This is a genomic window from Shewanella sp. ISTPL2, from assembly GCF_013283205.1.
GTDB classification, from domain to species: domain Bacteria; phylum Pseudomonadota; class Gammaproteobacteria; order Enterobacterales; family Shewanellaceae; genus Shewanella; species Shewanella oncorhynchi.
The window spans coordinates 1,027,913-1,050,921 of record NZ_JAAPAV010000001.1 but is presented as its reverse complement, the minus strand read 5'-3'; the positions used below and the strand labels follow the sequence as shown (position 1 = coordinate 1,050,921).

The 23,009-nt window shown below is 44.9% G+C and carries 16 protein-coding genes and 3 tRNA genes; 8 read left to right on the top strand and 11 right to left on the bottom strand.

Features of this window, described 5'->3' with window-relative positions; genetic code table 11:
- Nucleotides 1-17 precede the first annotated feature (17 nt).
- From clpX to HUB64_RS04680, 6 genes are all read right to left on the bottom strand, one after another.
- On the bottom strand, nt 18-1,298 hold the full coding sequence (clpX, locus tag HUB64_RS04705) for an ATP-dependent protease ATP-binding subunit ClpX (RefSeq protein WP_028760467.1): 1,281 nt from the start codon (nt 1,296-1,298) through the stop codon (nt 18-20).
- A gap of 84 nt (nt 1,299-1,382) precedes the next feature.
- Nucleotides 1,383-1,991: an ATP-dependent Clp endopeptidase proteolytic subunit ClpP gene (clpP, locus tag HUB64_RS04700; RefSeq protein ID WP_063883148.1), complete on the bottom strand. Its 609-nt coding sequence runs from the start codon at nt 1,989-1,991 to the stop codon at nt 1,383-1,385.
- An 89-nt stretch (nt 1,992-2,080) separates the two neighbouring features.
- Entirely contained in the window at nt 2,081-3,385 is a 1,305-nt protein-coding gene (tig, locus tag HUB64_RS04695; RefSeq protein WP_028760469.1) for a trigger factor, read from the bottom strand.
- A gap of 261 nt (nt 3,386-3,646) precedes the next feature.
- Nucleotides 3,647-3,722: transfer RNA gene (locus HUB64_RS04690), tRNA-His, on the bottom strand.
- Nucleotides 3,723-3,731: 9 nt separating this feature from the next.
- A tRNA-Arg gene (locus HUB64_RS04685) sits at nt 3,732-3,808 on the bottom strand.
- Nucleotides 3,809-3,925: 117 nt separating this feature from the next.
- Nucleotides 3,926-4,002 (bottom strand) — tRNA-Pro (locus HUB64_RS04680).
- A gap of 268 nt (nt 4,003-4,270) precedes the next feature.
- Between HUB64_RS04680 and folD the strand changes: the two genes are divergently transcribed.
- Entirely contained in the window at nt 4,271-5,125 is an 855-nt protein-coding gene (folD, locus tag HUB64_RS04675) for a bifunctional methylenetetrahydrofolate dehydrogenase/methenyltetrahydrofolate cyclohydrolase FolD (RefSeq protein WP_173245632.1), read from the top strand.
- A 170-nt stretch (nt 5,126-5,295) separates the two neighbouring features.
- Here the strand turns inward: folD and cysS are convergent, their stop codons facing one another.
- Nucleotides 5,296-6,675 (bottom strand): cysteine--tRNA ligase, encoded by a 1,380-nt coding sequence (gene cysS, locus HUB64_RS04670; protein ID WP_105252936.1) that lies wholly within the window; start codon nt 6,673-6,675, stop codon nt 5,296-5,298.
- A gap of 140 nt (nt 6,676-6,815) precedes the next feature.
- Here cysS and HUB64_RS04665 point away from each other — a divergent pair, with 140 nt between their 5' ends.
- A complete protein-coding gene (locus HUB64_RS04665; protein ID WP_173245635.1) occupies nt 6,816-7,310 on the top strand; it encodes a peptidylprolyl isomerase in 495 nt (164 codons plus the stop codon).
- A gap of 8 nt (nt 7,311-7,318) precedes the next feature.
- Nucleotides 7,319-8,044, top strand: coding sequence for a UDP-2,3-diacylglucosamine diphosphatase (locus HUB64_RS04660; protein ID WP_105252938.1), 726 nt, complete (start codon nt 7,319-7,321; stop codon nt 8,042-8,044).
- A 167-nt stretch (nt 8,045-8,211) separates the two neighbouring features.
- Here HUB64_RS04660 and miaE read toward each other — a convergent pair whose 3' ends face one another.
- The gene (gene miaE / locus HUB64_RS04655; RefSeq protein WP_028760473.1) at nt 8,212-8,982 is read right to left on the bottom strand and encodes a tRNA isopentenyl-2-thiomethyl-A-37 hydroxylase MiaE; all 771 of its coding nucleotides are present in this window, start codon (nt 8,980-8,982) and stop codon (nt 8,212-8,214) included.
- A 283-nt stretch (nt 8,983-9,265) separates the two neighbouring features.
- Between miaE and HUB64_RS04650 the strand changes: the two genes are divergently transcribed.
- Nucleotides 9,266-9,862, top strand: a complete 597-nt coding sequence (locus HUB64_RS04650; RefSeq protein ID WP_105252940.1) for a Yip1 family protein — start codon at nt 9,266-9,268, stop codon at nt 9,860-9,862.
- Nucleotides 9,863-10,041: 179 nt separating this feature from the next.
- On the opposite strand, the gene glnS is transcribed toward HUB64_RS04650, so the two are convergent.
- From glnS to HUB64_RS04635, 3 genes are all read right to left on the bottom strand, one after another.
- Complete coding sequence (gene glnS, locus HUB64_RS04645) at nt 10,042-11,712, bottom strand: glutamine--tRNA ligase (RefSeq protein WP_173245638.1); 1,671 nt, start codon at nt 11,710-11,712, stop codon at nt 10,042-10,044.
- Between the two features lie 216 nt (nt 11,713-11,928).
- Nucleotides 11,929-14,223, bottom strand: coding sequence for a Fe(2+) transporter permease subunit FeoB (feoB, locus tag HUB64_RS04640; RefSeq protein WP_028760476.1), 2,295 nt, complete (start codon nt 14,221-14,223; stop codon nt 11,929-11,931).
- Complete coding sequence (locus tag HUB64_RS04635; protein ID WP_028760477.1) at nt 14,216-14,455, bottom strand: FeoA family protein; 240 nt, start codon at nt 14,453-14,455, stop codon at nt 14,216-14,218. Before HUB64_RS04635 ends, feoB begins: the two co-directional genes overlap by 8 nt.
- 440 nt (nt 14,456-14,895) lie before the next feature.
- On the opposite strand from HUB64_RS04635, the gene HUB64_RS04630 reads away from it, so the two are divergent.
- The 4 genes from HUB64_RS04630 (at nt 14,896) to HUB64_RS04615 (ending at nt 22,751) form a co-directional block, all read left to right on the top strand.
- The gene (locus HUB64_RS04630) at nt 14,896-15,855 is read left to right on the top strand and encodes a DmsE family decaheme c-type cytochrome (RefSeq protein WP_028760478.1); all 960 of its coding nucleotides are present in this window, start codon (nt 14,896-14,898) and stop codon (nt 15,853-15,855) included.
- A 13-nt stretch (nt 15,856-15,868) separates the two neighbouring features.
- Nucleotides 15,869-18,019 carry an MtrB/PioB family decaheme-associated outer membrane protein gene (locus HUB64_RS04625; RefSeq protein WP_173496502.1) on the top strand — a complete coding sequence of 717 codons (2,151 nt, stop codon included), beginning with the start codon at nt 15,869-15,871 and terminating at the stop codon, nt 18,017-18,019.
- 35 nt (nt 18,020-18,054) lie between these two features.
- Nucleotides 18,055-19,971: an OmcA/MtrC family decaheme c-type cytochrome gene (locus tag HUB64_RS04620; RefSeq protein ID WP_173496501.1), complete on the top strand. Its 1,917-nt coding sequence runs from the start codon at nt 18,055-18,057 to the stop codon at nt 19,969-19,971.
- Nucleotides 19,972-20,222: 251 nt separating this feature from the next.
- On the top strand, nt 20,223-22,751 hold the full coding sequence (locus HUB64_RS04615; protein WP_249195590.1) for an OmcA/MtrC family decaheme c-type cytochrome: 2,529 nt from the start codon (nt 20,223-20,225) through the stop codon (nt 22,749-22,751).
- The last annotated feature ends 258 nt before the right edge of the window (nt 22,752-23,009 follow it).

Below are 23,009 nucleotides of genomic sequence, written 5' to 3'. Positions count from 1 at the left end.
ATTAGCGATCAGTACAATTATTGTTCGCCTGATGCCACTTGGGCCTCATTGTGCTCGTAAATCAAGATTGGGGCAGATTCCCCTTTCACTACTGATTCATCCACAACGGCCTTCACCACACCGTCAACGGATGGGATATCGTACATAGTATCCAGCAGAATACTTTCAACGATGGAGCGTAGGCCACGGGCACCAGTCTTGCGAGACATGGCTTTGTGAGCAATCGCTTTAAGCGCATCTTCGCGGAACTCAAGCTCAACCCCTTCCATCTCAAATAACGCACTGTATTGCTTAGTTAGGGCATTTTTAGGTTGAGATAGAATTTGTACTAAAGCTTCTTCATCCAGCTCAGTCAGAGTCGCAACCACTGGCAGACGACCAATAAACTCAGGGATTAAACCGTATTTGACTAAATCGCCAGGTTCTACTTGCGATAAGGTTTCAGAGATCGTCGCCTTCTCTTTCTCGCCTTTTACCTGTGCACCAAAACCAATACCCGAGCCAACGTGCGCACGTTGCTCAATCACTTTCTCAAGCCCTGCAAACGCACCACCACAGATAAACAGGATCTTAGAAGTATCGACTTGTAAGAATTCTTGCTGTGGATGCTTACGGCCACCTTGTGGTGGAACCGCGGCAACAGTGCCTTCAATCAACTTAAGCAGCGCTTGCTGTACACCCTCACCCGATACGTCACGGGTGATTGATGGATTGTCTGACTTACGGCTAATTTTATCGATTTCATCGATATAAACGATACCACGCTGCGCCTTCTCAACATCGTAGTCGCACTTTTGCAGCAACTTTTGAATGATGTTTTCAACGTCTTCACCCACATAACCCGCTTCAGTCAGCGTAGTAGCATCTGCCATAGTGAAAGGCACATTGAGTGAGCGCGCAAGGGTTTCAGCCAGTAGGGTTTTACCGCTACCCGTTGGACCGATAAGCAAAATATTACTCTTGCCCAGCTCTATACCATCTTTAGGCGATGCATTTTTTAAACGCTTATAGTGGTTATACACTGCCACAGAAAGCACTTTTTTTGCTCTGTCTTGGCCAATAACATAATCGTCTAAATGTGCACGCAACTCATGTGGTGTCGGTAATTTATCGCTATCACGCTTTGGAGAGATTTCTTTAATCTCTTCACGAATGATGTCGTTACATAACTCAACACATTCGTCGCATACATACACTGATGGGCCAGCAATGAGTTTTCTGACTTCATGCTGGCTCTTTCCGCAAAAAGAGCAGTACAGCAATTTACCGCTGTCACCATTATTTTTGTTGTCGCCCATTAATTACCTCATTTGCAGTCTGCTCTACTGCCTGTCTTAAATTTGCTTAACTTTTACAAAGCATAGCTCAGTCAAAAGCAAAAATCAGCCGCGTTTCGTCATCACAGAGTCAACTAAACCATATTCGACGGCTTGAGTTGCACTCATGAAGTTGTCACGATCGGTATCGCGTTCAATCACTTCGAGCGGTTGACCTGTGTGTTCAGCGAGCATTAGGTTAAGCTTATTTTTAATGCCTAAGATTTCTTTGGCATGAATAGCAATATCTGATGCTTGACCTTGAAAACCACCCAGCGGTTGATGGATCATCACGCGAGAGTTTGGTAAACAGTGACGCTTACCCTTCTCACCACCGGCTAACAAGAAAGCGCCCATACTAGCGGCTTGGCCGATACAGACAGTGCTAACATTCGGTTTGATAAACTGCATGGTATCATAAATCGCCATGCCTGCGGTGACAGAGCCACCTGGGGAGTTAATGTATAAAAAGATATCTTTATCTGGGCTTTCTGATTCTAAGAATAATAATTGCGCCACGATAAGGTTTGCCATGTGTTCTTCAACTTGACCTACCAAAAAGATAATCCGCTCTTTCAACAAACGAGAATAAATATCGTATGAGCGTTCACCCTTAGCAGTCTGTTCGATCACCATAGGCACTAAAGCACTTTGTATGTCTGACGCATTATGCATTATTCACTTCCCTAAATAAAAATGGCTCGCATGAGGAGCCTCATACGAGCCATTATAAATGGCGAACAGCTAATCAAGTCAAGCTTAGCTTATGCGCGACCGGTAGCCTTGTTCATAAATTCTTCAAAAGCGACTTGTTTTTCGGTCACTTTGGCAGATTTCAACAGTGCTTCAACCGCTTGCTCTTCTAAAGCAACGTTGCGCATGTTTTGCATCAGCTCTTTGTTGCTGTTGTAATAAGCAACTACTTCACTTGGATCTTCGTAGGCTGAAGCCATAGAAGCGATCAAGCCTTGTACGCGTTCATCTTCCGCTTTCAGTTCGTTAGTCTTGATGACTTCGCCTAATAGCAGACCGATTTTAACACGACGTGCAGCTTGTTCAGTGAACAATTCAGCTGGCAGTTCTGGCATGTTAGCCGATTGGCCGCCAAAACGTTGCATGGCTTGTTGACGCAAAACGTTAACTTCGCCATCGATCAATGCTTTTGGCAAAGTGATATCGTTGTTAGCTAACAGACCATTGATCACTTGCTCTTTCACGTTAGCTTTTAACGCTTGCTCAAGTTCACGGTTCATGTTTTTACGGATTTCAGTTTTAAGGGCTTCTAAGCCACCTTCGCTGATACCAAACAGAGCAGCAAACTCATCGTTTACTTCTGGCAGGTTAGCCGCTTGCACTTCTGTCAGCGTAATCGCAAACTTAGCCGCTTTACCTTTCAGGTTTTCAGCGTGATATTCTTCAGGGAAGTTCACGTCGATAACAAATTCTTCGCCCGCTTTGTGACCTAAGATACCTGCTTCAAAACCAGGGATCATACGGCCGCTACCTAATTGCAGTTCGAAATCATCAGCTTTGCCGCCTTCAAATTCTTCACCGTCAACTGAGCCAACAAAGTTCATTTTCACTTTGTCGCCATCAGCAGCTTCACGCTCAACAGCAGCGAAAGTCGCGTGTTGTTTACGTAAGGTTTCAATCATAGTGTCAACATCAGCGTCAGTCACTTCAGCTTTTGGTTGTTCTACTTCGATTGCATCTAAGCCTTTCAGCTCAACTTCTGGATAGATTTCAAAGGTAGCGATAAATTCGAATTTTTCGCCATCAGTAGAACCAGGAACAAAAGTCGGTGCACCCGCTGGGTTTAACTTCTCAGCAATAATTGCTTCGATGAAGTTACGTTGCATCACTTCACCCATGATGTCTTGACGAATCGCTGCGCCGTAACGTTTGTTTATAACAGTAACAGGCACTTTACCAGGACGGAAACCTGGGATACGAGCACGCTTAGCTTCACGTTGTAAACTGTCTTTAACCAGCTTTTCAATTTGTTCAGCAGGAACAGAAATGGTCAGGCGACGCTCTAGGCCTTGGGTTGCTTCAACAGAAACTTGCATTGTTTTACCTCGAAATTTGTCTAACGTCCTTTGTAATAGCCGATTCATCAACTATTCAGGTATTCGTTTCTTGATCATTAAATTTGACTACAATGCCCACCACAACTGGCTTTAGGCACAGGTCGCTCATAGTTGATATCTATCAAGACGCGACATTATAGCCACCGTTTTCTGCAGAGTCGAGCCTCAACAGCCGAATCTGGGGTATAAAAAAAGCGACACAAGGTCGCTTTTTTTAATTTGTACTCAAAGTACTAAAAATGGGGTGACTGATGGGGCTCGAACCCACGACAACCGGAATCACAATCCGGGACTCTACCAACTGAGCTACAATCACCACTGAAACTGGTACGCCCGGCAGGATTCGAACCTGCGACCACCCGCTTAGAAGGCGGGTGCTCTATCCAACTGAGCTACGGGCGCATGGTTTACAGAATTTTCTGTATCCTAACCGATTTGGAAAGCATTTATGCTAACCCTATCACTCGCCTATTTGAGTCCAAATTATCTTTGAATTCATTGAAGCAAACGATAACAAAGTGGTCGGTGATAGAGGATTCGAACCTCTGACCCTCTGGTCCCAAACCAGATGCGCTACCGGACTGCGCTAATCACCGAAGGTCTTACATTACATTCCCAGCGCAAGATTAACACATCTGCCTGAGAACGGAGCGCATCTTATCCCCTCACTTTACACCCGTCAACGATTTTTTTATCGTTCGACTCTAGGTGCTGAATTATCAGGCTAATCTGTTTTTTTTTATCCACTTGGCAACGGCTTTAACCATGACACAGTAGCTGTGCCCTGTTAAAATAGCCACGATTGCCAATCTCTGTGTTAACTACTGTTTTCACCATCGCCCATATAAAGGATATCCTACACCCATGACAGCCCAAATAATCGACGGCAAGGCGATTGCTCAATCCATCCGCACTAAGCTCAGCGAAAAAGTCACCGCCCGCAAAGAGGCTGGACAACGCGTACCGGGTTTAGCCGTAATATTAGTGGGAGCCGATCCGGCATCACAAGTTTATGTTGGCAGTAAACGTAAGGCTTGTGAAGAAGTTGGATTTATTTCTCGTTCATACGATTTAGAAACAAACTGCACTGAAGATGAATTACTCAACCTGATTGATAGTCTTAATGATGATCCGACAATTGATGGCATCTTAGTGCAACTGCCATTACCCGCACATATCGAAGACTCAAAAGTCATCGAGCGTATCCGCCCAGATAAAGACGTCGATGGATTTCACCCGTACAACGTCGGCCGTTTAGCCCAGCGTATTCCGGTGCTGCGCTCTTGCACCCCAATGGGCATAATGACACTCATCAAATCCACCGGCGTTGATACCTATGGTTTAGATGCTGTTGTGGTTGGCGCATCCAATATTGTCGGCCGCCCAATGACCTTAGAGTTGCTGCTCGCTGGCTGCACCACCACTACTTGCCACCGCTTCACTAAGAATCTCGAACAAAAAATCCGTCAGGCAGATCTCGTGGTCGTTGCAGTGGGTAAACCCGGCTTTATTCCTGGCGAGTGGATCAAGTCTGGCGCGATTGTAATAGATGTGGGTATTAACCGTTTAGATAACGGCACCTTAGTCGGCGATGTGCAATATGACATTGCTGCGCAAAATGCCAGCTTTATCACTCCAGTCCCCGGCGGTGTTGGCCCGATGACGATTGCAAGCCTATTAGAAAACACCTTATATGCCGCCGAGCAGTATCATGACTAGGTTCTAAGTTCTAGGTTCTAGGTTCTAGGTTCTAGGTTCTAGGTTCTAGGTTCTAGGTTCTAGGTTCTAGGTTCTAGGTTCTAGGTTCTAGCAAGCATAAAAAAACCTGCATAATGCAGGTTTTTTTATTTACTGAAGATTTTCTTGAATTAAAAATATAGCGAATAAGCTTATTTCTTACGCCAAGTGGTGCCACTTGGACCATCTTCAAGCACAACGCCCAAAATATCTAAACGATTACGCGCCACATCCGCAGCAGCCCAATCCTTTTCGGTACGAGCACGGTTACGCTCAACGATTAAGGCTTCGATTTCAGCCACTTCATCGTCACTACCGCCACCTTGAAAGAAGGCCTCTGGCTCTTGGCTTAATAGACCTAACACATCCGCTAATTGCTTCAAGGTGACTGCTAACGCAGATGCCTGTGCCATATCGGTCAGTTTTAAACGATTGATCTCACGCACCATATCAAATAGCACTGAGTAGGCTTCAGGTGTATTAAAGTCATCATCCATCGCCGCTTTAAACTTAGCAATAAACTCTTCTGCAGGCGCCGCAACGACAGTTAAGTCGACATCTTTAATCGCCGTATACAAACGCTCTAAGGCTGAACGCGCTTGTTTCAAGTTATCTTCTGAATAGTTCAGTTGGCTACGATAATGACCAGATAATAAGAAATAACGCACAGTTTCAGCATCATAGTGACCAAGTACATCGCGAATGGTGAAGAAGTTGCCTAAGGACTTAGACATCTTTTCACGGTCAACCATCACCATGCCAGTGTGCATCCAATAGTTGACGTATGGCGTGTCATGGGCACAGCAAGACTGGGCGATTTCATTCTCATGATGTGGGAACTGTAAGTCAGAGCCGCCGCCATGAATATCAAAATGCAGACCTAAATGTTTGCTGTTCATGGCCGAACATTCGATATGCCAGCCAGGACGACCCGGTCCCCATGGGGATTCCCACGTTGGTTCGCCAGGTTTCGACATTTTCCACAACACAAAATCCATTGGATTTTGCTTGGTTTCGTCCACTTCAACCCGAGCACCGGCTTGCAGTTGATCTAAATTCTGGCCCGATAAACGGCCATAATCAGGATATGAGGCCACGCTGAAAAGCACATCACCATCGCTCGCCACATAGGCATGGCCACGGGCGAGTAATAACTCAACCATGTCGATGATTTCGGCAATATGAAGGGTCGCGCGCGGTTCAAAATCGGGGCGCAACATATTTAGGGCATCGAAGTCTTGGTGCATTTCACCAATAAGACGCTCGGTTAAGGCTTCACAGCTTTCGTTATTCTCGTTAGCGCGCTTGATGATTTTGTCATCAACATCAGTAATATTGCGCTGAAAATTCACTTCATAACCCGCGTAACGCAGGTAGCGCACTATCATGTCGAAAGAAACAAAAGTACGGCCATGACCAATATGACAGAGATCGTATATGGTCACACCACACACGTACATCCCAATTTTCCCGGGATTAATTGGCTTAAATTCCTGTTTTTGGCGGGTAATACTGTTGTAAATCTTCAACATCGATATTCTCTTCAATGATACATTCAGGTGTAAAATCAAGGAGTCAGTCTATCACGGCCTGACAGGTTTTGAATACTGCACTTTGCGCGCAATCCGAGATAAGTTAGAATCGCGCCACTATTTACACAGAGTATGAAAACATGATCACATTACACACTAATTTTGGCGACATTAAACTGCAACTGAACGCTGAAAAAGCACCGTTAACAGTAGCAAACTTCATGAAATATGTTGACGAAGGTTTCTTCGACGGCACTATCTTCCACCGTGTGATTGACGGTTTTATGATCCAAGGTGGTGGCTTCAACGAAGACATGAGCCAAAAGCGTTGTAACGAGCCCGTGAAAAATGAAGCCAATAACGGTTTATCAAACCGCACTGGTACTGTTGCTATGGCCCGTACTTCTGATCCACATTCAGCCACTGCACAGTTCTTCATTAACGTGAACGATAACACTTTCCTCGATTTTAAATCAGAAACCTCACAGGGCTGGGGCTACTGCGTATTCGGCGAAATCGTTGAAGGCATGGATGTTATCGAAAAAATCAAAGCCGTTAGCACTGGTAACCGTGGTATGCATCAAGATGTGCCATTAGAAGCCATTGTGATTGAAAAAGTCAGCGTCGCGGCATAATACGGCGAATGCGAACTCTATTTATAGGTGATCTACACCTGAGTGCAGATCGCCTTGATATCACCCAAGCGTTCACTCGCTTTCTCGACACTGAACTCGATGATGCTGACGCCCTTTATATCCTAGGCGATTTGTTTGAAGTCTGGGTTGGTGATGATATTGCCTTGCCTTTTGCCCTAGACATCGCCGAAAAACTCAAGCAAGTATCACAAAAGTTACCCGTGTATTTTATCCATGGCAACCGTGACTTCATGCTAGGCAAACAATTTGCGCGCGCCGCAGGCATGCAAATTTTACCCGAAGTCACTCGCCTCAATTTATACGGTGTCGACACTGTAATTTTGCACGGCGACAGCTTATGTACTTTAGATAAGGCCTACCAACGCTTTCGAAAACTGCGCAGTTTATCGCTGTCTCGTTGGCTGTATGGTTGTTTATCCAAGAAAACCCGTCAGGGCATTGCTGATAAAATTCGCAGCAAGAGCAAGAACAGCAATAAGCAAAAAAGCTACACTATCATGGATGTAGAGCCCAATGCGGTCGATGTGTTATTTGCCAAGACACACACTAAGCATATGATCCACGGTCATACCCACAGACCAGCCATTCATCAACTTGCTAATGGCTGTAAGCGTATAGTGGTTGGCGATTGGTATGAACAAGGCAGTGTGCTCAGTGTGAGCGCTGAAGGGATTAATTTACAGTCCTTACCCTTCGACCCTATGATGACCTAAAGGCATTGGCTTAAGTAGGCCTCATTTAGTGTTACTTAAGCTTAAATAGCTTAAATTTTTAGCTTTAATAGCTTGAAAATACTGTGATTAACGGTTTTTTAGAACCGTTAATCGTTTCAGCTATATGGACTTAACTCTACTCGTTTGGGGAAGCAAAACCGTTCAAATTAATTTAATAGAGGCGACCCACTGTGGAAACGAAACTCATCATCCTGCGCCAAAATCAACTCCGCTTCTAACTCGCCAAAGTACTTCACTCGCTCACTAATATCCTCAGGTGAAACCAACTGAGCTAACGCAAGATAATCTTGATAATGTCGCGCTTCAGAGCGCAGCAGTGACACATAAAACTTACTCAGCTCACCGTCTAAATAAGGCGCGAGTTTAGCGAAGCGCTCGCACGAGCGAGCCTCAATATATGCCCCTACAATCAACTTATCCCGCAAAATATCTTTCTCATGGGTTGTCACATGACTCATCATCCCCTTGGCATAACGACCCGCGCGAATATTGCGGTAATCAATACTGCGCTTGTGCATTAAATCCAATACTTGTTCAAAATGATGAAACTCTTCTTTAATCAAGCGGATTAAAGGTGAAACTAAATTCGCAGCAAACTTAAAGTTGGGCTTAGGTATAAGGTCAGTTACCAACTCATTCTTTTTCACATCACGGGCTAAAAAACTTTCCACATCATGTTCTTGCGAATAAATAAACTCTTCATAGGGTTTAGCCCACGCCAACAGAGCTCGACCACTGTCTTTATCTAACGCATATTTTCGTAGCAAAAAAATCGCTGTCTGAGCGGCTTTTAACTCACAGTTACAATGGTCGATCAGCAACTCATCCAAGGAATCTGATTTTATCGCAACATCAATCCAAGTTTGCGGTGTTTCACAGTGAAGAAATGCGTGGATGGGGGCAAGAAGTTGCAGCATGGACTCACTCAATATCATTCTGAATATCGCACTATTTTACGCATATTTACTCATAAGCTATAGCATTAGGCTTAAGTAAACTTGACGCGCTGAACTTTTTGTTCAATAAATAATCTACACTCTAAAGAACTGAGATCCTGATCACACAGCCTCTCACTTCTCTATGTGTAACCAATCGATGGATAAAGAGACAGGACACCATTTTAACCTCGATTGTAGAGCTGTTATCAGCTCGTCTGACGTTTGGCGAGCCATTCATCAATGCTGAACAAGGATAATTATAATGATACTGAATCACTTAATGGGGCTATACACTCATCCAAAACAAGAGTGGCAAACAATTGAAAAAAACCATGAGGCACTGAAAAGTAGCTTAAGCCATGTAGTTCTTATCGCCTTAATTCCGGCGGTGTGCAGCTATATTGCTACGGCTTACATTGGCTGGAATCCTGGCGCTGGTGATCCTATTTACCTTACACCACAAAGTGCCCTGTTTATGTCCGCAGGCATGTATTTAGGCCTAATTGCAGGCGTATTCGCCCTTGCCTATTTAGCCTATTGGATGGCAAAAACCTTCGATGCTAACCCAACTTACACCCAAGCATTAGAGCTCGCCTCCTACACTGCAACCCCGTTGTTTATGGTCGGTTTAGCCGCATTATATCCAGTGCTATGGTTTATCATGATAGTGGGGTTGATTGGTTTAGCCTACTCAGTCTATTTACTGTACGCGGGGGTGCCTATCATTATGAATATCCCTGAAGAGAAAGGTTTTATCTACGCTAGCTCTATGGTGACAGCAGGCTTAGTACTCTTGGTGGGGCTAATGGCAACTAGTGTCATTTTATGGAGCTTAGGCTTTGGTCCTATGTACCAATAACCATTTTAATTCATCACAAATTTAATCAACAGCAACTCAAGCTCTACGTCGCAATTGATTTGTAGCAGAAAATAAAAAAGAAGGCCGCAAAGGCCTTCTTTTTTGAGTTGAATTAACGCTTTGAGCGAGTTAGCAGATCAGTTTGACTCATTCAGTCAAACAGCTCCACTTAAGCAAAATCACTCGAAAGAATCACGCAGCGCTACGGTTAAGTTAAACACTAAATTATCCGGCGATGAATCTTTGCTGTCAGCGCAGAAATAGCCTTCACGCTCAAACTGATAGGCTTGTTCCGCAGGTGCATTCACTAGGCTTGCTTCTGCAAAACCTTGTACAACGATCAATGATTCAGGGTTTAACACTTCATCCACAGTCTCTGCCGCAGCAGGATTAGGATCGGTAAATAAACGCTGATAGAGACGGAATTCAGCAGGCTTAGCTGTAGATGCCTCAACCCAATGGATCACGCCTTTAACTTTACGGCCATCAGCAGGGTTTTTACCTAAAGTTTCAGGATCATAAGTACAGTAAACCGTCGTGATATTGCCTTCGCTGTCTTTGTCACAACGTTCAGCTTTAATCACATAGGCATTACGTAAACGCACTTCTTTGCCTGTAACTAAGCGTTTGTATTGTTTGTTGGCTTCTTCTTTAAAGTCAGCCACATCGATCAATATTTCTCGGCCAAAGGCTAATTCACGCGTCCCCATGCTCTCATCATTTGGATGAGCGGCCGCTTGAATGTACTCAAGTTCACCTTCAGCATAGTTTTCAATGATGACTTTCAATGGACGTAATACGGCCATCGCACGCGGTGCATGTTCGTTCAATTCTTCACGAATACACGCATCTAACATGCCGACTTCAATCATATTCTCTTGCTTAGTCACGCCGATACGTTGGCAGAACTCACGAATTGAAGCCGGTGTGTAACCACGGCGACGTAAGCCTGCAATCGTTGGCATACGTGGGTCATCCCAACCTGACACGAGTTTACGGGTCACAAGGTCGTTCAGCTTACGTTTAGACATCAAGGTATATTCGAGATTTAAGCGGGAAAACTCGTATTGACGAGTACGATTCGGCGCTTGAAAATCGTTCAAATTATCCAACACCCAATCATATAAACGACGGTTGTCTTGGAACTCTAATGTACATAAAGAGTGGGTAATATGTTCTAACGCATCAGAAATACAGTGCGTGAAGTCGTACATTGGGTAAATGCACCACTTGTCACCTGTTTGATGATGATGGGCAAAACGAATACGGTAGATGATAGGATCGCGCATACACATGAATGGCGATGCCATATCAATTTTGGCACGCAATGCGCACTCGCCTTCTTTAAAACCACCGTCGCGCATCTTAGCGAATAAGGCGAGGTTTTCTTCGACAGATGTGTCGCGGAAAGGACTGTTTTTACCTGGCTCTTTTAACGTACCACGGTATTCGCGGGTTTCATCAGCATTTAAGAAACACACATAAGCCAAACCTTTATTGATCAGTTCAACCGCATATTGATGTAACTGATCAAAATAGTTTGATGAATAGCGAACATCCCCATCCCACTGGAATCCAAGCCAACGCACATCCGCCTGAATAGAATTTACATAATCAATGTCTTCTTTTTCAGGATTAGTATCGTCAAAACGTAAATTACACAGACCGTTATAGTCTCGCGCTATCCCAAAATTTAAGCAGATAGATTTAGCATGACCAATATGAAGATAGCCATTCGGTTCCGGCGGGAAACGAGTCTGTACACTCGTGTGCTTACCGCTTTGTAAATCTTCATCTATGATATTACGAATAAAGTTACTCGGACGTACTTCAGTGTCCACATGACTCATGGAATTCCTCTTTGCGAACAATGGCAATTTTAAGAAAACCAGCATGATCCTACAGATCACCACTAGTTACAATGCCTAGGGTTAAAAACTCTGGTTTTTGACTGTCTGGGGTTATAACCGCGATAGTAAAACAATAAAAGCAGCCATGAAAGCTGCTTTTATCTTTGACCTAACTAAGCTGACATTTATTATTCAGTCACGCCGACTCAGTAAATCTTACTCGGTGATAATGCGGATCCCAGGAATAATCTGCTGGCTTCTTTTACCTTTACGTTTCAACCACAGATAAAAAGCGGCTAATGCAAACAAGAAGAAACCAATCCACAGACTTGATTGAACTGGGTGCTGCGTAAAGGTAGCAGCTTGATAAACTACCGTTGCAGAACCATAAGCCAGTGAGAAAGTCCACGTTGCAGCAAACGTCGCCCACCGAGAACCAAACTCATGCACTAAGGCGCCCATTGCCGCAACACAAGGAGTATAAAGTAAGATAAACAGCAAGTAGGAGAAAGCCGCAACTTTACCACTAAAACCTGCTTGTAAAGCACCGAAAGTCGATGTCGCAACACCTTGTTCTTCAGCAACGGTTTCTTTATTGGTTAAATCACCGACCGACAGTTTAAGCGGATCTTCAAGATCTAAACCAAACAAGTTAGTTGGAATCGTTGCCAGAGCCGCATTAAAGCTTTCACTCAATGGTGCAAGTTCTTCATCTGTCGGCGCCGCGCTGCTGTATAGACTGTTTAAGGTACCAACAACCGCTTCTTTGGCGAAAATACCCGTGATAATACCGACGGTTGCAGGCCAGTTATCCTGCTCTATGCCCATAGGCGAGAAGATAGGCGTGATTTTTTGACTCGCGACACTCAGCAAAGATGCTTGGCTATCTTCATGGCCAAATGTGCCATCAACACCAATAGCATTGATAAAGTTCAATAAGGTCACGACCAGAACAATCGTTTTACCTGCGCCTAAAATAAAACTCTTAGTGCGTTTACCTGTACGAACCATAACAGCTTTCAGCTTAGGTAGTTCATAACTTGGCAGCTCCATCACCACAGCGCTACTGCTGCCGGGTAATAAAGTGCTTCTGAGTAATAAACCCGTACCGATAGCGGCAAAGATACCAATAATATACAGCAAGAAGACTAAATTCTGACCTGAATCAGGGAAGAAAGCAGCCGCAAATAGTGCATAAACAGGAAGACGTGCACCACAGGACATAAATGGTGCCATCATCCCTGTCACAATACGCTCACGCTCACTGCCTAAGGTTCGCGTCGCCATAATTGCAGGCACTGAACAACCAAAACCGACAATCATAGGAACGAATGCTTTACCAGGCAGGCCAATACGACGCATTAAACCGTCAACCACAAATGCAGCGCGCGCCATGTAGCCAGAACTTTCGAGGATCGACAAACCGAGGAAAAGCGCCGCAATAACAGGAATAAAGGTTGATACGGTTTGAATGCCTTGGCCGACACCTCCCGCTAAGATAGTGACCAACCAAGCCGGAGAGCCCATGCTCGTCAAGAATGAACCAAAGTGATCGACAAACAGTGCGCCAGCAAAAACATCAAAGAAATCAATAAAAGCACTGCCAATATTAATGCTGAACATAAACATCAAATACATCACAAACAAAAACACAGGAATGCCAAGCACAGGATGTAAAACGAGTTTATCTAATTTGTCACTGAGGGTGAGGAACCCTGACTCTTTCACTGAACCTTGAAAAACTTGTTCAACGAAATTAAAGCGCGTGGTCGCCACCATCACTTCAATATCATGGCCTTGCTGAGCGATAATCTGAGTACAGGAATTCACTTCATCCTGCAGTTCAGCATTTTTACAGCTACCACAACCCGAACCATTACCTAGCATAGCCAAAGCGCGGCCGCGACTTAATTGGGCATCTTTGCTGCAGAGTAACTGCACGCCCGCTTCAATTTGTTCATCATAGTGAAGCACTAATGGGGCTTCTGAGACTCGGCCTTGAAGTAAATCGAGTACCTGTGCCTGCACTTTAGCGACATCGGCAGGATCTCGCGAACACACGCCAATCACAGGGCAACCCAGCTCTTGGCTCATTTTCTTTAAATCGACTTTAATCCCACGTTTGACAGCCGAATCAATTTTATTCAGCACCACCACCATAGGGATAGCGAGTTCACGTAATTGGGCTGTGAGATATAAGTGACGTTCGATATTAGTGGCATCGACTAAATTGATAATGCCATCGACACGTTGCTCGGCAAGGTATTGCTGCGCAATTTGCTCATCAAGTGAACAATCGCAACTATTACCCGCAGGAAGAAGGTCGTAAATACCCGGTAAGTCTGTCAGATAGACGTCAGCACCGTTTAAGGTGAAATGACCAGTCTTTTTTTCGACCGTAACACCAGACCAGTTACCCACTTGCTGATTTGCGCCTGTTAGCGCGTTAAAGAGTGTAGATTTACCCGCGTTAGGGTTTCCTACTGTGACGCAATGAAACTGCTTAGCCATTCGTCTTTTCCACCTCAATGATGTCTGCCAAATCTCTGCGCATACAAAGTTTACTACCACGAATATCCAGTTCGAGACCAGAACCCATAGGTGCGTATCGGATCAATAAAAAACGCGTATTTGGCGTGATCCCCATGGACAACAACTTGCGCTTCACGGTTTGTGGCAGCGCCAAACGCCCCACTTCAGAAATAAGACCGCGATCGCCGGGACTGAGTTCGCTTAACTTCATTACGTATTCCACCTTGCAACAGGTTCAGCTCGAAAAACTGCGCCCATTGTAACCGAGCGATGACACTAATAACTTTACCTAGATCAAGATTTTTGATTGGTAACGATAATAGTTTTCAATTGTGTTGGGTATTATGTGATAAAAATTCCAATGAATAAACGACCAACCGAAAATAAAAATCCGCACCTTAGCATTAGTGACTATCAAGCGATGCACAGAAGTCAAAACGCTGTAAACAAATCCCACCCGAAGCAAGCGTGATCAAAATCACACTTAATCTATATCGCCTGTAAAATCATCCTTCTTTACAGTGAAAAGACCACGCAATGTTAAGCACGTGTCACACACTTGTTCTAATATTAACCAAGCTCAATAAGCTAAATTAGCAATGTCGAAAGCGTAAAAATAACAAATATAAATGCACTCGGGAAAACATAACCATGGAAATAGGGCTAAAGTTCAGAAGCATAGCTAAGGCTATGCTATGTATTTTGTTATCAATCGCGAGCGTTTCGGCCTCAGCGACCCCTTGGGATAACAAAAAACCAGAAGAAGTTGTTGCGACATTAGACAAAAAATTCGCCGAAGGTAAGTATTCCGCTAAAGGCGCTGATACTTGCCTGATGTGCCACAAAAAAAGTGCCGTGGTGGTGGCAATATTTGAGGGGGTTCATGGCAACCCCAATGTGAAAGATTCGCCTATGGCCGATTTGCAGTGCGAAGCCTGCCACGGCCCGTTAGGGAATCATAATAAAGGTGGCAAAGAGCCGATGATCACCTTTGGCGCAAACTCCCCTGTTCTCGCGCAAAAGCAAAACAGTGTCTGTATGAGTTGCCACAATGACAGTCACCGTACCGCATGGAAAGGCAATCACCACGATAACGCCGATGTCGCCTGTAGCAGCTGCCATCAAGTGCATACCGCAAAAGATCCTATCAGCGATAAAGCCAATGAAGTCACCATTTGTACCCAGTGCCATACCCAACAAAAAGCCGATATGCACAAGCGCTCGGCGCATCCATTACAGTGGCAACAAATGGTGTGCAGTGACTGCCATAATCCCCACGGCAGTTTAAACGATTCAAGCTTGAAGCAAATGAGTGTTAATGAAAATTGCTATAGCTGTCATGCCGAAAAACGCGGCCCTAAACTGTGGGAACATGCCCCCGTCACCGACAACTGCGCTAATTGCCATAATCCCCACGGCAGCGTGAACGAAGCCATGCTGATCAGCAAACCGCCACAACTGTGTCAGCAGTGCCACGCTTCGGATGGCCATAGCAGTAATGCCTATTTTGGCAATCAAACCAATGCCTTCACTTCTGGTAATTCCTGTATGAATTGTCATGGACAAGTGCATGGCTCTAACCATCCTTCTGGCAAATTACTGCAGAGATAACAAGGGAATGATCATGCGAACAGCTAAAATGTCTCACCCTAGCGCTTATTTCTCCCTCACTTTGCTGGCTTGGGCGATAAGCGGTGTTTTGACTCAAGCACACGCCGAAGGTTATGAGCTGCAAGAAGCGAATCGAAGTAGCATAAAGACAGAGGCATGGAGCTGTAAGCAATGCCAACCTAAGACAGGGCATATTGGCAATGTCAGTGCCAGCCTCGCTTACAACGATAGTGAGGACAGCCGTTTCGGTAACAGTAGTGGGACAGATAACGAGGGTCTCGTTGGCGCCGTCGGTGCGGATATGATGTACAAAACGCAGACGGGTTATCAAACCGAGCTGGTCGCGGATAAGTTAGGTTTTGATGCGGGCTCAGCCAAGCTCACAACAGGAAGGCCGGGAAACTATCAAATCAATTTAGGTTATAGAGGCTTAGCAAACTATAACCATAATCAACTCAAAAGCCCCTATACCTCAGTGCAAGATAAAATGTTATTGCCCGATAACTGGATAACAGGCGGCACAACGCAATCTATGCCTATGTTACAGAGCAGCCTTGTTAGCCAAGATTTAAGTATTCAACGTGATCGCTTTAGTATCGGTGGTTACTACGCGGGCAAAATATCACCTGAAGGTGACAATAACAGTCACTACAAAGCCTCGCTAAACTATCAGCATGAAGACCGCAGTGGCGCAAAAAAGACCAGTGCCAATATACTCACCAATAGCGTTATGCTAGCCCAACCAATTGATGACAGTACTGATGAAGTCGATGCGAGAATTTATTTTAACGGTTCAGGCTGGCAAGCAGGCATCAATAGCCAAATCAGCCAATATAAAAATGATCACCAAGCCATGCTGTGGCAATCAGCCTACACGCCCACCTTTGGTGCAGCATACCTAGGTCAGAATGCGGTCGACCCCGACAATAAAGCCTACAGAGTTGCCGCAGAAGCCTCAGGGGGGGCAAATGGTCAAAATGTATTGATGCACGCAGGCTTTAGCCGCATGACCCAAGATGACACCTTTATTCCTGCCACCATCAATGGCCCATCGCCCGTCCTGCCTGCGGATACCTTAAATGGCCAAGTCGATATTGTAGAGATGGACCTTAAATATTCAGGACGGATCAGCCAAGATTTAAGCATGCAGGCAAGTTACAACTATCAAGACAGAGATAACAAAACGGCTCAATTAGACTTTCCGCAGATCGTCACCGACAGTATTAATCAAGGCACAGCCCAAAATAGCCTTTATGATAAGCGCACCAAAAAACTCGAACTCAAAAGCAAATACCTTTTTACCTCAGCGGCTTATGCCGAAGCGGGTTACAGCCATAATGAAAACGATTATACCGAACTCGACCGCCAATCCATCGATGAGTCTGGCGTGTTTGCTAAACTAAGTTATCGCTATTCACCCGCATGGTCAGCTTGGTTGAAAGGAGAAGCACTAGAGCGAGATGGCAGTGAATATCATCCCGTCGCAACCACTCAAAGTTCAAGTAATCCTTGGCTACGTAAATCCTACCTTGCCGATAGAAAAAGACAGAAAGTCACCTTACACACGGATCATCAGAGCGACATTGGTCTATCTCTTGGTGCCAGCTTACACAGCATTAATGACGACTATCATCATACCCTAGTAGGTCTAACAAAGGTGTCCTATCTCGGTTACGACTTGTCAGCCCAATATGTGCTGAACAGTGACCTCAATTTAACCGCCTTTGTTAACCAAGATTGGCGCGATTCAGACCAAGCGGGCAGTAATTCCTTCTCGACACCCGATTGGTACAGCACTGCCGAGGAAAAATCGACCTTGATTGGTGCAGGGCTTAGTTATCAAAACCTGTTCGATCATCACCTCGATATTGGTTTGGATTACAGCTATTCCGACGGACAGAGTGATACAGAAGTGACCTACGGCATCACCAGTCCCTATGGCGATTTTTACGCCCGCAAACACAATATTAATGCCTACGCCAAATATAAGTTTGCCGACAGTATGTCGCTGCGCGTCGATTGGTTATTCGAAAAATATCAAGATGCTAACTGGCAAAACCAAGGCACAAGCTGGGACACGATTCCCAACGTACTCAGTTTTGGTGATATGGGCCACGACTACAACGCTCACTATTTAGGCTTGACCTTAAGCTACCAAATGTAACTTAGGCACTGACAGCGCATTCCAAGGATAGAAATATGAACAAGTTTGCAAAAATTCGCACTCAATTCAGTCTTATGCTGGCCTTAGTCTCGCTATTAAGCGCCTGTGGCGGTGATAACGGCCAAGATGGTAATCCCGGTGAGCCTGCGAAACCGCCTGCATTAACGATAACTAGCCTTAACATCATAGTCGATAAAGTCGCGATGACAGATGGCATTGCTCAAGTGGATTTTCAAGTAAGCAATCAAGATGATGAAGCCGTGATTGGTATCCCATCGGCGACATTTATTGCTGCGCAGCTTCTCCCCCAAGGTTATACAGGCGCGGGGAATAGCAGTGAATGGCAGCACTTTACCGCTGAAACCTGCGCGGCAACTTGCCCTGGCAGTCTCACAGATCATAAAAACGGTCACTACAGTTATACCTTCAGCGCCGCATTTAATGGCATGAATGGAGTGACGTTTATGCCCGAAGCGACCCAAAGAATGGTGGTCAAAATTGGCGGCGATAAACTTGCCGATAACACGCCCTTACCTATAACCAATCAGCATTATGACTGGCAATCTTCAGGTAGTAATGTCGCTTACACCCGCAACTTAGTCACAATAGAGACCTGTAATAGTTGCCACAGTAATCTTGCTTTCCATGGCAGTAGATATAATCAAATCGAAACCTGCGTCACCTGCCATAACAGCAAAAAAGTCAGTAACCCTGATATTTTCCCACAAATGATCCACAGCAAACATTTAACCAGCTTCCCGCAACCCATCAGTGACTGCCAAACCTGTCACGTCGATAAGGCTGAGTTAACCGAACAGCAAAACTGGCGCAGAGTCCCGACCATGCAAGCCTGTGGTGCCTGTCATACACAGATCAATTTCCCCGCAGGCGAAGGACACCCAGTGCAAACAGATAACAGTAACTGCGTGGCGTGTCATAATGCCGACTGGACCGCAAGCGTACACAGTGATGAAGCTAAAACTGCGGCATTGATGCAATTTAGCCCAAGTATCACCAGCGCCAGTATGGATGCCAATGGTACGGTCACTGTTGCGGTTAAGCTGATGAATCCAGCCACAGGAACTGTGTATAGCGAAAGTGCCGATAAGCTAAAATTTATCAATGATTTAAGGGTATATGTCAACTGGGGAACCAGTTTTGATTATGCGACCCGTTCAGCTCGCTCGATTAAACTGCCGGAATCCACACCCATATCAGGCTCTAATGGCATTTATACCTATACGATAGCGGGCCTTACCGTGCCAGCAGGCACTGAAACGGATCATGGTGGACTTGCGATTCAAGGCAGAATCTGTGCCAAAGATAAAGTACTGGTTGATTGCACGACTGAACTGGCGGAAGTGTTAGTGATTAAATCCAGCCACAGTTATTTTGATATGGCAGCATTGAGCAATGAAGGTCGCCGTAGCGTTGCGAGTAATGCAAGCTGCGGTAATTGCCATGGTGATCAAAAACTGAATATTCACGGCTCACGTAACGATCTCGATGGTCAATGCCAGCTATGCCATAACGCCAATATGCTGGCCGATGCGACGGCAGCCAATCCTTCAATCACGTCATTTGACTTTAAGCAGCTGATCCACGGTATTCATACCAGTCAATTCACGGGGTTTGAAAACCTAAACTACCCAGGAAAAATCGGTAACTGTGCCCAATGCCATGTTAACGATACTGCGGGAATTTCTACCGTCGCCCTCCCCTTAAATTCAGCGGTGCAACCCCTTGCCCTCAATAACGGCACTTTTACCAGCCCAATTGCCGCTGTGTGTAGCAACTGCCATTCAGATACCAGCACTCATAACCACATGGCGCAGCAAGGTGCTGTTTTTGCAGGTACAAAATCCGATGCAACCGCAGGAACTGAAACCTGTGCTTTCTGTCATGGACAGGGTGGAGTCGCGGACGTGTTGAAAGTGCATCCAATAAACTAACCCTATGATGCTGGCCTAAAAAGGCCAGCAACTGCAGATATAAAAGGAACTCATACGATGCAGTCATCTACTCCTAAAGAAATAGTCAGATCTCAGTCACATTACCCGCCTAAAGTGACTGATAAATACCAGTGACTTAGTTAGCCTTACAGATGGAAAACTAATTCCACACATCTTATGCGGGTAATGAGATTTATTCTTATTTGCCAAGCGCTTGATGATGATTACAACTATTGCAGGGAAATATCATGATGAAACGGTTCAATTTCAATACCGCAACAAAAGCGATGTTGGGTGCCGGTTTACTCTCTCTACTACTCGCCGGTTGCGGTGGTAGTGACGGTAAAGATGGTGAAGACGGAAAACCGGGTCCGGTAGGCTTAGACATAAGTCAAGCCACCACACTCAAAGCCACACTTGAAGATGTAAAAATTGACAACGGCACTGTCAGCGTAGACATAGTACTAACGAATGCGAATGGCGTTCCTGTGACGGGTCTAGAGCAATACGCTCAAATCAATGCTATCGGATTGGGTATTGCAAAACTTACCCCTGAAAGTGGCAAAGGTTACAAAACACCTCAATGGGTCAGCTATATCAACTCAGTGAAAGCAGCTGATCCTGCACGCAGTCTTGCAAATTACAGCTATACCGATGGTAAAGATAGCGCTGGCAATCCTATTACTAAAGAAGTGAAATTTACACCTGGTGATGCTATTCAAGCGAACATCGAATCTAGTTGTAAAACCACTTGTTTAACAGTGGTTGATAGTGGCGTTTACCGCTATACCTTCCAAACCAATTTAAGTACTTTGCCCGCTATTGAAGGTCTCGATTTAACCTACGACCCAACATTAATACATCGCATTACTTTAGAACTTCAAACCGATGGCAGTAAAGATGCCAAGTTAGTCAACAGCCATATCGACTTCTTACCAAGCGATAACTTTAGAGTAGCTAAAGAGACGGAAACGCGTACGGTTGTCGATTTAGAAGCGAACTGTATCAAGTGTCACAGCACAAATTATAGCGATACATCTTCTACTGCTAAGCCATTAGCACTACATGGCGGAAGACGGATCGGAATAGCAAACTGTCAAGTTTGTCATACCAGCTACAGTAAAGATCCAGAAACAGGATCACCTTTGGATATGGGCGCCATGGTTCATGCCATTCACAAAGGTACTTACGCTATGGTGGGTTACAGCGGAACGGCTTATGACTTTAGCGGTACTATGGCTAAAGCTGCGGCTGAAAGTGGCTACCCACAATACCGTGAAGGTAAAGACGTTTCTGAACGAGTCACTCTGCCAGTCTCTATCGGGAACTGCCAGTCTTGCCATAGCACAGATGACAAAGGACCCGTTGATGCCGCAAGCTTTAAACATCACAAAGGTTTAGCCTGCGCATCTTGTCACATGTCAGGTTTTAATCCAGTAGATAACAGTGAATGGTTAACACCACCTGAAGGTCAAAAAGACCGTGGTTTCGTTGGTAACTATTTCCATTACTATGCAACACCTGAAATTGACGGTATTCCAGGTGCAAACCTAGTCAATGTATTCCAAAATGGAGGTTGCGCTTCTTGTCACGCCGAACAAGGTGAAGAAGGCAGCGCTAAATATCACTTAGCAAAAGCTAATGCCACTAAGTTACTGCGAACTGAATATGCCTATAAATTAGAAAATGGCACATTTGATGTGGCTAAAGGAGAGTTAACATTCACAGTCAATTGGCACAGTGATGTTGCTCCACATCAAGATCCTAAAGTGAAAGAGTTTTGGGTCAGCTTAACGGCATTCAATGGCACTGAATACACCATGGGCCCACGTCCATCTAATGGTACTTTAGGTCGTAGCGAAAACCGTATTTCTGTAAATTTGGCCAAAGTTGAGACTAACGCTAACTTAACAGCGGTACCAAATGGCTCAAAAGTAACATACACATTAACAGGCATTAAAGCTGTTATTGGCACAAGTTCTGTTCCATACAAACAAATTGTTAGTATTGGTAAAGGCTTCATGGACGGCAAATTGCTGATCTGTGCAAACTCTGCAGAACTCGATCCAACGATGGATGCTGCGATTGATTGTAGTAACACTGAAGCACCAATCTACGAAGTGATTGTTGGCAGTAATAAAGCTTCATTCTCTGCCGATGCAAGTAATGTTACCGCACGTAGCATAGTCATCTCTGAAGCAAAATGTGCTAACTGTCATGGTGAGAAAGCTGACTTTTCAGCCTCTCATGCGCTGACCCATGCTGCAGACAAGCCTGATAACAGCTGTGGTACTTGTCACTCTGCTGTACCTAATACCGCGGTAGCTTTAGCCGATGGTAGTTGTGTGGCTTGTCACAATGGCGCTCCTGCTCACAGTAAAAAGCCATTTGAACGTGGTTTTGACTTTAAAGTCATGATCCACCAAATTCACGCTGATACTCGCAGTGTTCGCCGTTTAACAACAGATGCAGCAACCTTCCCTGAAAACCCAGCGAACTGCGCGGCTTGTCATGATAAAGGTCAACTTAGCTTAGCTACACTAGGCAATAAACCTGCGTTCTTAGCAAGTACTGGTGAATACTCACCAACCGTTGCAGCTTGTGCATCTTGCCATGCAACGACCGCAACTGACAGCGCAGTGATAGGCCACTTCGAAACCAATGGTGGTGTATATAACGCTGCTGCTGGCACTTACACTCCTGGTAGCGAAACCTGTGCGACCTGCCATGGTGAAGGTAAATCATTTGGTGTGGATAAAGTTCACCCAGTGAAATACTAATATGGAACCGAGTAACGAATCGCAAATCAGTCGTTACTCACATTAAATTCAGCAAAATCCCCCGCAGTGCGGGGGATTTTATTTACATAACAGCAACCCCATTCAAACCTTGCTTTTATAGTATAAAGTCAACGCACATTACCCAGATAAAATCCGCTGTTTTTTTGTTCTAAAATCATTTTTACCTCTCGCTTTAAATACCTCTTTAGAAATAGAAAGATCCAAGTCACACATTAGCAAAGGCCTTGGAGATTTTAA